Genomic DNA, 14,713 nt, shown 5'->3' with positions numbered 1-14,713 from the left:
AGGGTCCTGGGAGAGTAGGACGTCGCCAAGCAACAAGTAAAGAGGACCATGATCTCAATGAGATCATGGTCCTCTTTTGCATATACGGATATTTTAGAAATATCCTTACAAAAGGAAGGTAACATTTTTGTTACGGAATGTAAGAGTAAACCCTGTATAATATAGGTATTGAATCCCATACACACACGCTGCATTGTTGCAGAATTATGCAAACTCCATCATAGGATTTTTGTATAATCAATCAGGCTGGTAAGGAGGGAAGATCATGCGGCGAAATAAATGGCTTGCTCTATTGGTGCTATTCAGTGTCGCTGTCGCGATTCTTACCGGGTGCGTGGAAGAGGAGCCTTCTTGGACATCGTTTGAGGGTGCTGCCAACGAGAAGACGTTTCCGGTTCCCAAAGAAGCTAGTAAAACCGATCGGGCCAGCAGTAATTCGGACATGGACTATGTTCGCTATGCACTGCCAGCGTTGAAGGAAAGTGATAGTCTACCTGCTCCTTATCTAGAGGAGATTGCAGCTTGGGGGTGGACTGAGGAACCGAATCTATCCACCTCCAATCAGAAGGTGTTTCAGAAAAATAAACACATGGTGCATTTGTCTGTGCATGATGGTTCTTTTACTGTATTGGTTCCAAAAGACAGAAAGGCTGTTGTGAAGAGCAAAAGCGTGGATCTTAATTAGGAGTACGGTTTTCAACCGGTAAGCAGCATAGGACTTAATGTAGATCATATTTATAGTAAACTCATAGCGTATCGTATGCTGTGTATAATGAGGAATGATGAGATTGGATGTGGGGAAGCACTCAGAACTGCCGTTGAGTAGGGAGTAGCTTCCTTTTATATATTTGCATGTTGAATAATTGCTCTACATTAATAATGAGGATAAAGGTGAGGAAAGTTTACTTGATAAGAGAATAAAGCGATTATGGTTGTTAAGTCGCAAAAAAAGGAGTAACCGATTGAGGTTGCTCCTTTTTGCTTCAGTCTAGATCGTTGTAGGTAGTTCAGATCGGAATTTTTTATCTGTACGGATATGAGTGGTTAGATTTACTGTTGATAATATGAGGCATCTTCATCGGTAAACTTCAACATGCCGTCTTTTCTCTCGCCCGTAAGCCGACTGAGGATGTATAGACGCGGTGCAATAAGCCATAGATGCCAGAAGAGTAAGGATACCGTAAAGGCTGGTGGAGACCAGAGAATGAATACGCCTGATAAGCAGATACCGATCCAGAGGGTATGTATGTGCACACGACGAAAGATGCTATAGCCTATGTACTGGTCTGTCATATAGCCTAGCCATGGTAACTTACGGTGGAATGTCCAACGTTTGCGGAAGGATGCTCCGCCACCGATGTATAGGACAGATCGTGAGATTACGAAGTGTACCCATAAGGTAAGGAAAAAGGCAAGAGCAAACAAAAACACGCTAGTCCAGGAAAAGGCAAGAAGCAGAAAGAGAAGCATAATAATAGGCAGTGAAATATGACTCCATACTAGTTGACGCGGTATACTGATTTTTTTAATGAGCTTGTAGTGATAGTAGGTAGCTTTGGTTCCGGTTTCCTCTGTCATGCGAACAGTCCTTTCATTAATCTACTGCATCACAAGTGGCTTCCCGTCCACAGCCGGAAAAAGGGACGGTACTTCGCTCATGCCGCTTTAAATAAGCATTTAATCGTTTTTGTAGAAATACAGAATGATCGACATCCAGTGTTAGCTAGCCTACTCTATAATTACTGGAAAAGCTATCACTGATGAAGTGTTCAAGGCTCCGATGAAAGGGTATCCATACATAAGAGCTTTTCTTATTATATCGGCATAGACGGCTGTTTTTTAAACATACGGGGTACAAACACCATAATGACCCAGGAGGAATATATATAGAGTATATCGTCAAACTGAGCTATGAAAAGGTTTAAAATAGTAGAAAGTGCCCCATACTAATAGTAAAAGAAACAAGGTGGGATGGATATGCATGATCAAGGCGGCCACCGCTGTATTATATGCGGACAGCACAAGCATGAAGGCATTTTTATCGTTTCCGAGTTTATCTGTGATACGTGTGAAGCTGAAATGGTACACACGGATGCAACTGATGCCAAATATCATTTTTTTATTGATCAACTAAAGCAAATCTGGGTACAGAAAAATGCATAATATCCTTTGCTAATTAGTCTTTGAAGGATTGGCATTCAAGGTCTGTCGATACGGGCCTTTTTTTCTGTGAGTAAAAGTAGGATTCCGCTTGATTTTACGATAAAATAAGGTATATATAAAGCTTTGTTTGGAAGGATTGCAGAATGATGGGGAAAAAGGCGGTACACGCACCATTAATGGAAGCCCTAATACGTTACCGGACTCAGGGCAATGCTTCTTTCCATGTGCCCGGTCATAAAAATGGACAAGTATATGAGCATGAAAATATTGCATCTCTGTTGCAAGAAGTGATGTCTATTGATGCGACAGAAATTACTGGACTGGATGATTTGCATCACCCAGAAGATGTGATTCGTGAAGGGCAAGAGCTGGCTGCAAAGTGTTTTGGTGCTGAAGAGAGCTTTTGGCTAATTGGAGGAAGCACGGTCGGTAATTTGGCTATGATTTTAACTGTATGTACGGAGCCGGGAGATCTACTGCTGGTACAGAGAAATGTACACAAATCTGTCCTGAACGGTCTCATGCTGTCAGGGGCTAATGCGGTATTCCTGGATCCGGAAATAGATACACTGAGCGGATTGGCGGTTGCCCCAACGACGGATACAATAAAGGCTGCACTGAAGACATATCCTTCGGCAAAAGGGGTGTTACTTACACTACCTAATTACTATGGGATGGGGCATGACCTGACGGCAACGGCTAAGGCTTGTCATGCAGCCCATGTGCCGCTATTGGTAGATGAGGCACACGGTGCCCATTATGGACTACATCCTCGTTTGCCAGCCTCTGCGATATCCTGTGGGGCTGATGTAGTCGTCCAATCGACACATAAAATGCTCCCAGCCATGACCATGGGGGCCATGTTACATGTGCAGGGAAAGAGAATTCATCGGGAACTACTTCGTCAGCGACTGGCGATGGTGCAAAGCTCTAGCCCTTCTTATCCGTTAATGGCTTCATTGGATTTGGCAAGATGGTATATAGAGGCGTATGGAGCAGATGCTTTTACCATGGGCTTAGCGGCAGTAGATGCTTTTAGAAAGGGCCTGGAGCAGCTCCCGCGCTTTCGCTTGTTAGAACCTACACAGCAGGCACTAGAGGGGGAATACGCTCACAGGGGAATCTCTGAGGTCCTAGAAAGGGCTGAGGAGGGAATAAGCAGATATTCAACCCAGGATCCTTTTAAATTGGTGCTGTATGATGCATGGGGTATACTGGATGGATTTGAACTCAAGCACGAATTGGAGACTTACGGATGTGTTCCAGAGATGAGCGACGAAAAACATGTTGTTTTATTGTTTACGTTAGGCTCTACGGCTAAGGATGCGAGTCACCTGTTGCAGGCTCTTGTGCATATAAATAATGATATAAGATTTAAGGAGACGGCTGGTGAGCCGGGGCCAACGGAAAAAGAGCAGCAAAGACTCGAATTAGATTTTTCCACGTGGAACAATGATAGAATGAAGGGATACTCTATTCCGGTGCCGTTTGGGCTTCGACCGATTAGCCCCGATCAGATGGAGACGGTGCCTGTAGAGGAATGCGCTGGTAGGGTAGCGGCCGAAATGATTATCCCGTATCCTCCAGGTATTCCACTGCTATATGCAGGAGAAACGATCACAGAAGCGATTGCACTGCGGATGGGTCGTCTACGTAAGCTGGGAGCCAAATGGCACGGGGTAGCAGATGAAAGTATGCTTACAATTCGGGTATTCCGTTTACAATAAAGATTAGATACTAGAGACTTAACAAATACAGAAGACTGAATAAAAGAAGCATACGTAGCCTGTGGGTGACTTTTATTTTTCAGACAGGAAAGCAGGGAATAACATGAATCGCAAAGGCATTTTTATTACACTGGAGGGGGGAGACGGCTCCGGTAAAACAACTATGATTCAACGGCTGGCGAAGTTTATGGAGGAAGAAGGCTATCCAGTCATCACGACAAGGGAGCCGGGTGGCATCGAAATTTCCGAAAAGATTCGTTCTATCATTTTGGACCCTGCTCATACCAGTATGGATGCTCGAACAGAGGCACTTTTATATGCGGCGGCACGGCGTCAGCATTTGGTGGAGAAGGTAAAGCCGGCTATTGAACAGGGAGCTATCGTATTATGTGATCGTTTTGTGGATAGTAGCTTAGTCTATCAAGGATTTGCAAGAGGAATCGGAATTGAAGAGGTAGCTTCAATTAATCGCTTTGCGGTAGATGATTGGGAGCCGGATGTCACATTTTATCTGGATATTGAGCCCGAACTGGGATTGGCAAGAATTAGTGCGTCACGAGGAGCAGAAATGGACCGCCTCGACATGGAGAGTATATCGTTTCACCATAAGGTGCGAGAGGCATATTTGGAGTTGGCTCGCAAATTTCCGGAGCGAATTACAATTGTTGATGCATCTCCGGCGCCAGAGCAGGTGGAGCAAGTATTGAAGGATTTGCTGAAAACACGGTTTGCTCAGAATTTTAGCATATAATTGTCGAAGGATATACGGTAAAATTGAGCTAGGGACAAGGTTGTCTCTAATATGACTTGAAGGAGGAATACAGGATGAAGCTGATTATTGCGATTGTACAGGATAAGGACAGTAATAGATTATCCAGCGGACTGGTGAAAGCTAATTTCCGTGCTACCAAATTGGCGAGCACAGGAGGATTTCTGCGTGCAGGTAATACGACATTTATGATCGGTGTTGATGACAATCAGGTGGACTCATTAATGAACGTCATTCGCAGCAGTTGCAAGGTTCGTGAACAGCTGGTCACACCCGTTACCCCTATGAGCGGGACGACGGACTCCTATTTACCGTTGCCTGTTGAAGTGCAGGTGGGTGGAGCGACGGTATTCGTGATGCCTGTAGACCGTTTCGAGCATTTCTGAATCTACACAATAGGGCCTATTCTGCCGATATGATAGGGGAATCGCCTGTATCTTCCTGCATGATGGGAATGAGGGCAGGTCTACTAAAACGGCAGCGCTACAGCGCAGTCCCCGGAAAGCCGAAGAAACCCTGAGTTCTAGGTTGAACTGTTCATGAAGGGGGAAAGTGGAAGCATCCGGGGAGAAAGCAGGTTTATATGAAAATAAATCCGGGCTATCGCCCTTTACAAAGTACATTGTCTACAAATGAAATGAGTGCAAAGCCAATTCAGCCCAAGAGCTTCTCCGACGTTATGCAGCAAAATGGTGAGCAAGCTTCGCAGGAGGAATTGAATCGGCGCTTTAAGGAAATACAAATGCAGGGAGATCGTCTTGCACGTTCAATGACGATTCGTGAGCTGAAGGCCTATAAGATGCTGGTTAAACGGTTTTTGGAAGATACCGTTCGGCGAGGCGTGTCCATGAAGGACACGAAGGGCTGGGATCGCCGGGGACGCAGCAAACGTTATAAGCTGATTGATGAAGTGGATGAGCTGTTGCTCAAAATGGCAGATGAACTGCTCGAAACCGAGCAAGGCAAGATTGAGCTTTTGCAAGGGGTCGGTGAGATCAGAGGATTGCTAATTAATCTCTCATTTTAATGCAGACTTATGTTATAAATGAATACAGACGGGCTATTGCCACGAAGAAATAATCTGCTTGCTGATCATGCTGGCAGATTATTTTTGACTATGTACATGCCTGGAAGAACAACGATTTGCCGATGGGTCACAGTTGTTTTCAGTGGAGAAAGTGAGGAAATATGTCTTTTCAACATATAATGGGCCAGGATGTAGCCAAAAAAATGCTGCAAAGTGCACTACGGAATCATACGGTCAACCATGCCTATGTTTTTAGCGGGCCGCCGGGAAGCGGGCAGATGAACATGGCGCAGATCTTTGCTAAGGCTTTATTTTGTGAGCGACAGACGGACGATGCATGTGGGGAGTGTTTGTCATGCCGCAAGGTAGAGCACGGGAATCATCCAGATTTGCATATTGTAGAGCCGGATGGAGCTACGATTAAAATTGATCAGATTCGCGGGCTTCAACGTATATTTTCTTACAAATCTGAAAGCTCCAATCCGAAGGTATATATCATCCGACAGGCGGATACCATGACAGTGCAAGCTGCTAATAGCTTACTTAAATTTCTGGAGGAGCCCCAAATTCCAGTGGTCGGTATACTCATTTCTGAAAATGGACAGGCGTTGCTGCCTACGATTCAATCACGGACGCAGCAGGTTCCTTTCCACGCTTTACAGCCGGAGGTGATGATGCAGGCATTAATTGGGGAAGGCTATACGGCAGGGCTTGTCCGGTCGGTCGTTCATATTGCTTCAGGACTGGAATCATGTAGAGAAATTCTCCAGCAGAATTGGTTTGCAGAAATTAGAAACGTAGTGTTACAATTAGTGAAGGAGTCCATGAGTCGGGGGAGCTCGTCTATTATTCTGGCTCAACAGAAGATTTTTAAAACTGGACTTTCTGAACACCTGGATATTCTGTTTCATCTGTTTCATTTGTGGTTTAAGGATATGCTTCATTTCCGTTACGGAAGGCACGAAAGCATTGTTTTCATAGATCATTTGGAGTCCGTCTCCAAATTGGCAATCACCCGCAGCACGGAACAATGGGTCTCTTATATGGATTTGGCCGCGAATTGCAGGAAGAAGCTCCGTTTTCACGTCAACGGGCAGTTATGCGTGGAGCAGCTTCTGATTGGGTTGTCCAATACAAGCGGTTCTATCACCGGCTAACAGGAAGGCGCGCTTGTTCCACTCTGCACAATCCGCGACGCCAGGTTCCCGGTTTGTGCGACAGTGAGACTTCAATTGCGGCCATTCGTACAATGTCGGCTTCAAATGAGGTTTAGTGGCATACAAGGGGGTTAATTTTTGTATAGTGTAGTGGGTGTCCGTTTCAAGAAGGCGGGCAAGACTTATTATTTTGATCCGCTGGATCTTCCAGTGGAGAAAGAAAACTGTGTCATTGTAGAGACCGCGCGCGGTATTGAATATGGCAAGGTTGTAGTGGGCAAAAAAGAGGTAAATGATTCGGATGTTGTCCTGCCCTTAAAAAAAGTCATTCGTATTGCTGGGGATGATGACGCTCTTGTGGTAGAAGAGAATAAATTAGCGGCCAAGGATGCATTCGGCACGTGTTTAAATAAAATTAAAGACCATGGCCTTAAAATGAAATTGGTAGATGTAGAATTTACATTTGACCGCAATAAGATCATTTTTTATTTTACGGCAGAGGGTCGAGTAGATTTTCGAGAGCTTGTAAAGGACTTGGCCAGTATTTTTCGTACACGGATCGAGCTGCGGCAGATCGGCGTACGGGATGAGGCTAAAATGCTTGGCGGAATTGGACCTTGTGGACGTATTCTGTGTTGCTCCTCATGGCTGGGGGATTTTGAGCCGGTATCTATTAAGATGGCGAAGGATCAGAGTTTGTCGCTGAATCCGACGAAGATTTCCGGGTTGTGCGGGAGATTGATGTGCTGTCTCAAGTTTGAACATGATAACTACGAAAGTATGCGAGAAGAGCTACCTCAGGTGGGTAAGATGGTTATCACCTCTTTGGGGGAAGGTAAAGTCGTAGGTGTGAATGCAGGTCATCGCACGGTGCATGTTCAACTGTTTGAGATCAGTAAGGTCAAGGAACTTCCAATGGACGATGTAGTCGTCAAGTAAACCATTAGGTTGCTTCGGGGTGGAAACTTGGATAAATTAAATGTTTTTGCGCGTATTCACGAAATGGAAACCCAAATGGGACAGTTGCATAGCGATCTGGGTGAATTGAAACTGGCAGTTAAAGAGCTGCTGGAGGAAAATCAACGACTAACGATTGAAAACGAACAGGTGCGCAAGATGCTCAAACGTGAAACCTCTGGAGAAGAAAAGACGGCAAACAAGCCGAAGCTTCCTCCTCCGATCGTCATTAAGGATGAAGGGCAAACGGGTGAGGTCGTGGGCGAAGGCTACGACAATCTAGCAAGGCTGTATCATGAAGGATTTCATATATGCAACGTGTATTACGGACATTTGCGAACGGAAGGCGATTGCCTCTTCTGTCTGTCATTTTTGAATAAATAAAAACAAGCCGTAGGAGCAAGATGCCTACGGCTTTTTTTGTAGGGAAGTATGAGTGAAAAGCGACTTTGGTTATAAAAGATGGGAGAGCACTATGGAGGAAAAAGAAAAGAAGTCTGAACGAATTGATGATCTGCTTTCACATAATTTGCGCATTATCCAGAGTGATGAAGTATTCAGCTTCTCGATGGATGCGGTCTTGCTGGCACGTTTTGCTGGTATTCCGCAGCGTGGAAAGATTCTTGATCTGTGTACAGGCAATGGGGTTGTCCCCCTGCTGCTAACGACACGAACAAAAGCGTCTATTGAAGGAATTGAGATTCAACCACGCTTGGCAGATATGGCTAGACGCAGTGTCAGCTTGAATGGATTAGAAGCAGCAATTCAGATTCGGGAAGGGGACCTGCGTGAGCTGGTTCACATCACGGGACATGGTGTTTATGATGCGATTACCGTGAATCCCCCCTATATGCCGCTAAATGGTAGCGATATCAAGCTGAATCCTCACCAGGCAATTGCCCGTCATGAAGTGAACTGCACACTGGAAGAAGTCATTCAGGCATCCACCCGGCTTGTCCGTAATGGGGGGAAAGTATCCATGGTTCATCGCCCGCAGCGGCTGGGCGAGATTATAACCTTGATGCGTAAACATAGTTTGGAACCCAAAAGAATACGTTTTGTTCACCCACGAGTTCATATGGAAGCCAATATGGTACTGGTTGAAGCATTACGTGACGGTAAACCCGAGGTTCGTTTGTTGCCTCCGCTCATTGTATATCAGGAAAATGGGAATTATACTCAGGAGATAAGAGATATCTATGGAGAAGTAAGCAAGGGGGATTCTGTGTGAAAGCAGCTGTACAAAAAAGCTTTAGTAACAGCGAAGAAGAACGGGGAAAATTGTATCTTGTTGCAACACCTATTGGGAATCTGGAAGATATGACCTTTAGGGCAATTAACACCTTAAAGTCGTGTAGTATTATCGCTGCCGAAGATACGCGGCAGACACGTAAACTGCTCACTCATTTCGAAATCACACCGGATATGCTCTTTAGTTATCATGAACATAATAAGGTTGCCAGTGGGCCTGAACTGATACGTTACATAATAGAAGGGAAAAACTTGGCGCTGGTTAGCGATGCAGGTCTACCGGCCATTTCTGACCCTGGTTCGGATCTGGTCAAGCTGGCACTGGAAGCGGGAATTAGCGTCATCCCCATCCCAGGAGCGAATGCGGCACTATCTGCTTTAATTGCCTCAGGACTGGATACAGAAAGGTTCACCTTCGCTGGTTTTCCACCACGGGAGAAAAAGGACCTGGAGAAGCTGTTGCTATCGTTTCAGGTATCTCACGGCACAATTATTTTTTATGAATCGCCTCATCGTATTGTGAAGACATTGATGGTGTTGAAGGAAACATTAGGTTCACGCAAAGTGGTGCTTGCGCGTGAGCTGACCAAGCTGCATGAGGAATGGGTACGAGGAACCGTGGAGCAATGCCTTGCTAAACTAGAGGAAAATCCACCGATTGGTGAGTATTGTCTAGTGGTTGAAGGAAAAGACGAAGAGGAAGAAGAACAGGAACGTCAGGCATGGTGGCAGTCCTTATCTTTGGAGTCCCACGTCGCACATTACGAGCAAGAGGGACTTACACGCAAGGACGCAATGAAGCGTACAGCCACAGATCGTGCAATCTCCAAGAGAGATGTTTACAACGCACTCTTATGAATATCTGCCTAAACAAAAAAGGGCCTTCCAACGGTTGGGTTCAAACCGTGGAAGGCAACAAGGAGTGTATATGAAAAAGGTTAGAATTAACAATATCTGATAAGTCTATTATATACTAAAATTCTCAGTTTGTCACAGGTGTTGGGATTTCAGAAATGCAATCTTGGCAAACAATTTTCCCTTTGAAGTAAATTACGTTCTCAGCATTACCGCAGAAGATACAAGCAGGCTCGTATTTTTTAAGCATGATGCGTTCGCCATCAACATAAATTTCCAACGCGTCTTTTTCCCCGATTCCCAGGGTACGGCGCAATTCGATTGGAATAACAACACGTCCGAGCTCGTCGACTTTTCTTACAATACCAGTGGATTTCATCATAATAAATCAGGCTCCTCTCGCCGTTTAAAATAATATAAGTGTCATGATTCGACAAAATTTTCTCTTTTCTGATATTTACTATACCAACGATTCCCAAAACAGTCAACCTAAAAAATGTAGTAACAGTCTGATTATGCAAAAGTATTTAGATTAAAGAGCTTTACTCATGTGCATTGCCTTATCTTATTGATGATTTATTCAATTTGTCGATTTGGAAATGTCGAAAAACTATAATTCGACATATTACGACAAAGAATGTCGAATGAGGGAAATGCTTTAGGATTTTATTGTATTTTAATCCATTATTCCGAATATTAAAGGAGCTGATATCTTGCACCAGCCACTCAGTGAAGAAAAAGTATTTAAAGACCCGGTACATAATTACATTCATGTTCAGGATACTGTGATATGGCGGTTGATCAACACGCCGGAGTTCCAACGTTTACGCCGCATACGGCAGTTAGGCACATCGTATCTTACGTTTCATGGAGCGGAGCATAGCCGTTTTTCACATTCATTGGGCGTATATGAGATTACGAGAAGTATTATTTCTCAATTTGAACGTGGAGATTTCCCAGATTGGCCGAAAGAGGAAAGGTTGGTTGCTCTGTGTGCAGCTCTATTGCATGATGTGGGGCATGGCCCATTTTCACATTCAATTGAGGAAGCCTTTCATATGAACCATGAGGATTGGACATGCCGCATTGTACTGGGAGACACGAAGATCAACGCCGTGCTACGGCAAGTCGACGAGAAGCTTCCACAAAAGGTGGCTGCGGTTATAGCCAAAACGTATGATAAGCCGATTGTTGTTAACTTGGTGACCAGTCCGCTAGATGCCGATCGTATGGATTATTTGTTGCGGGATGCTCATTCGACAGGTGTCAACTACGGCACGATTGATTTGGACCGTATTTTACGACTGTTGCGTCCTCATAATGGGAGAATTGTTGTGAAGGAATCAGGCATGCATGCAGTAGAGGATTATTTAATGTCACGCTATCAGATGTATTGGCAAATTTATTTTCATCCTGTAACACGCAGCTCGGAGATCCTTTTACGTAAAATTTTCAAGCGAGCAAAGGAATTGTTTAAAAACGGATATGAGTTTGGTTTTCTGCTGGACCCGCTGCCGGATCTGTTGAAAGGAGAGCTTACAGTAGAGCAATATCTAATGCTCGATGAGTCATTAATTCAGACCGTATTTAGCCAGTGGAAACGAGAAAAAGACGAAATTTTAAGTGATTTGAGCAGCCGCTTTATGGACCGTAGATTGTATAAATATGTAGAGATTGAAAATATGGATACAGATACCATTGACAGTATTCGGAAAGCTTTGGAAGAGGCTGGTTTGCACCCTGAATATGATTTTGAAATTGATTTTCCGACGGATCTTCCTTATGATGTGTTTCGGCAGGGTGGCTCGACGGACAACCAGATTTTACTGCTTGGACGTCAGGGCGAGGTGAGTGAAATATCCGAAGTTTCGGAAATTGTGCGCTCCATAAGTGGTATCCACCGAGGAAAATATCATATGTATTTTCCCCAGAATAAATTGAACGCGGTAAAAGACAGGCTTCCTGCCGAAATAAGGAATTATTTTGTCAAAGAATAGACAACTATATAGAAATGTAAGTAAAAAAAGGAGATGTAAACCTTGGATTTATTCGACACTCATACTCACTTGGATGCGCCACAATTTGACGAAGATCGTGAAGAAGTTATAGCACGTGCTGTCGAATCAGGAGTAACGCGGATGATCAATATCGGATTTAATCGTGAGACCATTCCATCCACCATGAAATTGGCCGAGACGTATGATTTTATTTATGCGGCAGTTGGATGGCACCCACAGGATGCGATTACAATGCAAGAGGACGATTTAGAATGGATTGCATCGTTATGTAGTCATAAGAAGGTCGTAGCCATCGGAGAGATCGGTCTGGATTATTATTGGGATACATCACCGAAGGATATTCAGCATCGGGTGTTTCGAAATCAAATTGGTCTGGCTCGTGAGCTCAAAATGCCCATTGTTATTCATAACCGGGATGCCCATGAAGATATTGTTAGGATTTTGCGTGAGGAAAAAGCGAGTGAGATTGGCGGAGTCATGCACTCCTTTTCTGGGAGCTGGGAGACAGCCAAAATGGTGCTGGATATGGGATTTCACCTTTCCTTCGGTGGTCCAATAACGTTTAAAAATGCCAAGCAGCCAAAAGAGGTGCTCGCACAGGTGCCACTGGACCGTCTGCTCATTGAAACGGACGCGCCCTACCTGACGCCGCATCCATTTCGCGGGAAGCGAAATGAGTCTGCGCATGTGAGACTGGTAGCAGAGGCTGCAGCCCAAATCAAGGGGATTACAGTGGAGGAATTAGTGTCAATAACGACCCAAAATGCCTTGGAACGATTTGACATTCAATAAAAAAGCGAAGAAATCGATCAAAATAAAGAGATAGACGAAGCTAATCATGAATTTGTTGCAGGAAACTCGAGAATATTACAATATTTTAACCGAATATTTTGAAAAATGTACTTGAAACCTGCTTTACAACATGCATAGAAACAGGATATCATCTTTTCAGTGAATTGTTGTTTGAATGTAAACATCAACAAGTCATTTCATGAACCAGTCTCGCTGAGTCCCTTTTACAGGGAACGGGGGAACCGATATGGCTTACAGTACGTCCGGCGTATGTGCAAGAAGGGAACGTCCCTTCCGCCAGCCGGCTCGACCTAATTTCTTTTCCCGGATGGGATTGAACAGGTGGAGGAGCCGTATTTCGATTTCTTTCTGGGTCTTCGGGGTGAATGTGAAGGCGACCGCCATGAGCGGTTGACCCAAGCTAGGGCGACTCTCTACGTCCGAACCCGACAGCTAACCCCGTAAGCGTAACAAGAGAGAAGCCATCTCGTGCATGAGTTTTCCCGCATATTCACACATGCCGGAAGCCACGAAAGAGCTCTCTAGTCTCTTTCTTTGGCTTTTTTTGTTGTGAATAAAAGAAAATCTGTCATCATACTGTGGTTAAACAGGGGAGGACAGCATGCCGCGAAGACGGGTACATGGTGCAGGACAGTCGCAGTTTGGGCTTGTCTTGTAGAAAATCTGTTATAGTCACGTCAAATCTCAACTATGTCATACTCCAGACGGCGGGCTATGTAAGGAGGACGGAGGAAATGGGCATTTTCCAAAAAGAGGAGACCCATGAGTCACGCTCATCCAGCATGTCTTACGTATTGCGTTGGAAGCAAGAGAATGTGCGCCAGGCTGCTTTGGTTGCTATTTTTCTAATCGCGCTAACGATTATGATTTCAATTCTGATGTACACGCAATCTAAAAAACAAGTCTTTTTTGTCATTGATGGCAAGGCATCTGCGGTAGAAACCCGGGAATCCAAGCTTCAAGATTTGCTGAGCGAGCATTCCATTTCACTTCAGCCGCATGATACAATTTCTATGCCGCTAAATGGAGCAGTACAGGATGGGGACCGCGTAGTCATTAAACGTGCCAATCAAGTTAAAGTATCTTCAGGCAATGAGACGAAAAAGCTGTACACAACAGAAAATACAGTAGAAGGTGCCATTCGTACCTCGGGCTATAAATTATCGTCAACGGATAAAGTTTATCCTGCGTTGGATGCCTCTGTTTCGTCTAACATGGACATAAAAATCGTCCGTGTGAAGAAACAGCAGGTCGAACAGAAAAAACAGGTGCCTTATCAGGTCATCAAAACGGCTGATCCAAGTCTTTATAAAGGCGATAATCGGGTCATTCAAAGCGGCAAATCGGGTGTGGTAGTCCAGCACGTTCAAAAGGTATATCATGATGGAAAGTTGGTATCCAAACAGCTGGTTAACAAGGAAGTTGCACAGAACCGTGTGGATAAGGTTATTGCGGTAGGAACGAAGAAAAAGCCGGTCGTTCTTGCTGCTTCCGTCGGTCCCAATGATGCGGTTAAGACAACAACGGTTAGTTCGGGCAGTGCTGTCCGTAAAGCAGGCGTCAATTTTAAATATAGCAAAGTTTTACAAAATGTCTCCATGACGGCGTATTCCTCACAGGAGCCAGGTATCGGTACACGTACTGCATCCGGCACGCGCGTGACGGAAGGCCGTACCATCGCTGTCGATCCGAGTATAATTCCAATCGGCTGGTGGGTGTATATCGAAGGGGTGGGCTTCCGCCGTGCGGAGGATACCGGTGGCGCGATTAAAGGCCACAAAATCGATGTGTATTATGAGAGTTTGAGCCGAGCCAACCAATTTGGTCGTAAGCACGGTAAAACCGTATATGTTATCGGACCGGTAAAGCCTGAAATCAACTAAAACAGGTTGTGTATGTTGAGGGCAATGCGATAGTATTAACAACATAGTTATGCCATGCTAAGAAGAGGATATCCTCTTCTTATTTTGTTTTCA

16 protein-coding genes and 1 riboswitch are annotated in these 14,713 nt (G+C 44.7%); of the genes, 14 read left to right on the top strand and 2 right to left on the bottom strand.

From position 1 onward, the window contains the following. Positions 1–265: 265 nt before the first annotated feature. The gene (locus tag G9G53_RS24180; protein WP_013308104.1) at positions 266–685 is read left to right on the top strand and encodes a hypothetical protein; all 420 of its coding nucleotides are present in this window, start codon (positions 266–268) and stop codon (positions 683–685) included. Between the two features lie 365 nt (positions 686–1,050). Here G9G53_RS24180 and G9G53_RS24175 read toward each other — a convergent pair whose 3' ends face one another. Further along, complete coding sequence (locus G9G53_RS24175) at positions 1,051–1,578, bottom strand: hypothetical protein (protein WP_165150752.1); 528 nt, start codon at positions 1,576–1,578, stop codon at positions 1,051–1,053. Positions 1,579–1,977: 399 nt separating this feature from the next. On the opposite strand from G9G53_RS24175, the gene G9G53_RS24170 reads away from it, so the two are divergent. From G9G53_RS24170 to rsmI, 10 genes are all read left to right on the top strand, one after another. Beyond that, positions 1,978–2,163 carry a sigma factor G inhibitor Gin gene (locus G9G53_RS24170; protein ID WP_023986422.1) on the top strand — a complete coding sequence of 62 codons (186 nt, stop codon included), beginning with the start codon at positions 1,978–1,980 and terminating at the stop codon, positions 2,161–2,163. A 143-nt stretch (positions 2,164–2,306) separates the two neighbouring features. After that, positions 2,307–3,890 carry an aminotransferase class I/II-fold pyridoxal phosphate-dependent enzyme gene (locus tag G9G53_RS24165; protein WP_165150750.1) on the top strand — a complete coding sequence of 528 codons (1,584 nt, stop codon included), beginning with the start codon at positions 2,307–2,309 and terminating at the stop codon, positions 3,888–3,890. A 103-nt stretch (positions 3,891–3,993) separates the two neighbouring features. Beyond that, complete coding sequence (gene tmk / locus G9G53_RS24160) at positions 3,994–4,641, top strand: dTMP kinase (protein ID WP_029519390.1); 648 nt, start codon at positions 3,994–3,996, stop codon at positions 4,639–4,641. A gap of 74 nt (positions 4,642–4,715) precedes the next feature. Next, positions 4,716–5,045: a cyclic-di-AMP receptor gene (locus tag G9G53_RS24155; RefSeq protein WP_007427998.1), complete on the top strand. Its 330-nt coding sequence runs from the start codon at positions 4,716–4,718 to the stop codon at positions 5,043–5,045. 197 nt (positions 5,046–5,242) lie between these two features. Further along, positions 5,243–5,686 (top strand): YaaR family protein, encoded by a 444-nt coding sequence (locus G9G53_RS24150; RefSeq protein WP_013308108.1) that lies wholly within the window; start codon positions 5,243–5,245, stop codon positions 5,684–5,686. 161 nt (positions 5,687–5,847) lie between these two features. Further along, positions 5,848–6,843 carry a DNA polymerase III subunit delta' gene (gene holB, locus G9G53_RS24145; RefSeq protein ID WP_165150748.1) on the top strand — a complete coding sequence of 332 codons (996 nt, stop codon included), beginning with the start codon at positions 5,848–5,850 and terminating at the stop codon, positions 6,841–6,843. A 138-nt stretch (positions 6,844–6,981) separates the two neighbouring features. Continuing rightward, a complete protein-coding gene (locus G9G53_RS24140; RefSeq protein ID WP_013308110.1) occupies positions 6,982–7,782 on the top strand; it encodes a PSP1 domain-containing protein in 801 nt (266 codons plus the stop codon). A 27-nt stretch (positions 7,783–7,809) separates the two neighbouring features. Continuing rightward, complete coding sequence (gene yabA / locus G9G53_RS24135; RefSeq protein ID WP_025722558.1) at positions 7,810–8,184, top strand: DNA replication initiation control protein YabA; 375 nt, start codon at positions 7,810–7,812, stop codon at positions 8,182–8,184. A 91-nt stretch (positions 8,185–8,275) separates the two neighbouring features. After that, a complete protein-coding gene (locus tag G9G53_RS24130) occupies positions 8,276–9,031 on the top strand; it encodes a tRNA1(Val) (adenine(37)-N6)-methyltransferase (protein ID WP_029519389.1) in 756 nt (251 codons plus the stop codon). After that, entirely contained in the window at positions 9,028–9,909 is an 882-nt protein-coding gene (gene rsmI, locus G9G53_RS24125) for a 16S rRNA (cytidine(1402)-2'-O)-methyltransferase (RefSeq protein WP_029519388.1), read from the top strand. The genes G9G53_RS24130 and rsmI overlap by 4 nt, the downstream gene beginning before the upstream one ends. A 124-nt stretch (positions 9,910–10,033) precedes the next feature. Here the strand turns inward: rsmI and G9G53_RS24120 are convergent, their stop codons facing one another. Beyond that, positions 10,034–10,288: an AbrB/MazE/SpoVT family DNA-binding domain-containing protein gene (locus tag G9G53_RS24120; RefSeq protein ID WP_007428005.1), complete on the bottom strand. Its 255-nt coding sequence runs from the start codon at positions 10,286–10,288 to the stop codon at positions 10,034–10,036. 331 nt (positions 10,289–10,619) lie between these two features. Here G9G53_RS24120 and G9G53_RS24115 point away from each other — a divergent pair, with 331 nt between their 5' ends. From G9G53_RS24115 to G9G53_RS24105, 3 genes are all read left to right on the top strand, one after another. Then, positions 10,620–11,903: an HD domain-containing protein gene (locus G9G53_RS24115; RefSeq protein ID WP_029519386.1), complete on the top strand. Its 1,284-nt coding sequence runs from the start codon at positions 10,620–10,622 to the stop codon at positions 11,901–11,903. Between the two features lie 42 nt (positions 11,904–11,945). Further along, positions 11,946–12,716, top strand: coding sequence for a TatD family hydrolase (locus G9G53_RS24110; protein ID WP_029519385.1), 771 nt, complete (start codon positions 11,946–11,948; stop codon positions 12,714–12,716). 201 nt (positions 12,717–12,917) lie between these two features. Beyond that, positions 12,918–13,200, top strand: a riboswitch (cyclic di-AMP (ydaO/yuaA leader). A gap of 271 nt (positions 13,201–13,471) precedes the next feature. Next, positions 13,472–14,620, top strand: a complete 1,149-nt coding sequence (locus G9G53_RS24105; protein ID WP_029519383.1) for a 3D domain-containing protein — start codon at positions 13,472–13,474, stop codon at positions 14,618–14,620. Positions 14,621–14,713: the final 93 nt, after the last annotated feature.

The sequence above is a fragment of the Paenibacillus sp. EKM206P genome, assembly GCF_011066155.1.
Lineage (GTDB): Bacteria > Bacillota > Bacilli > Paenibacillales > Paenibacillaceae > Paenibacillus > Paenibacillus polymyxa_D.
This window is presented reverse-complemented; position numbering and strand designations above follow the sequence as displayed.

Coding starts and splice junctions, on each gene's coding strand:
- G9G53_RS24180 (WP_013308104.1), top strand. CDS start 266: ATGCGGCGAAATAAATGGCTTGCTCTATTGGTGCTATTCAGTGTCGCT.
- G9G53_RS24175 (WP_165150752.1), bottom strand. CDS start 1,578: ATGACAGAGGAAACCGGAACCAAAGCTACCTACTATCACTACAAGCTC.
- G9G53_RS24170 (WP_023986422.1), top strand. CDS start 1,978: ATGCATGATCAAGGCGGCCACCGCTGTATTATATGCGGACAGCACAAG.
- G9G53_RS24165 (WP_165150750.1), top strand. CDS start 2,307: ATGATGGGGAAAAAGGCGGTACACGCACCATTAATGGAAGCCCTAATA.
- tmk (WP_029519390.1), top strand. CDS start 3,994: ATGAATCGCAAAGGCATTTTTATTACACTGGAGGGGGGAGACGGCTCC.
- G9G53_RS24155 (WP_007427998.1), top strand. CDS start 4,716: ATGAAGCTGATTATTGCGATTGTACAGGATAAGGACAGTAATAGATTA.
- G9G53_RS24150 (WP_013308108.1), top strand. CDS start 5,243: ATGAAAATAAATCCGGGCTATCGCCCTTTACAAAGTACATTGTCTACA.
- holB (WP_165150748.1), top strand. CDS start 5,848: ATGTCTTTTCAACATATAATGGGCCAGGATGTAGCCAAAAAAATGCTG.
- G9G53_RS24130 (WP_029519389.1), top strand. CDS start 8,276: ATGGAGGAAAAAGAAAAGAAGTCTGAACGAATTGATGATCTGCTTTCA.
- G9G53_RS24120 (WP_007428005.1), bottom strand. CDS start 10,288: ATGATGAAATCCACTGGTATTGTAAGAAAAGTCGACGAGCTCGGACGT.
- G9G53_RS24105 (WP_029519383.1), top strand. CDS start 13,472: ATGGGCATTTTCCAAAAAGAGGAGACCCATGAGTCACGCTCATCCAGC.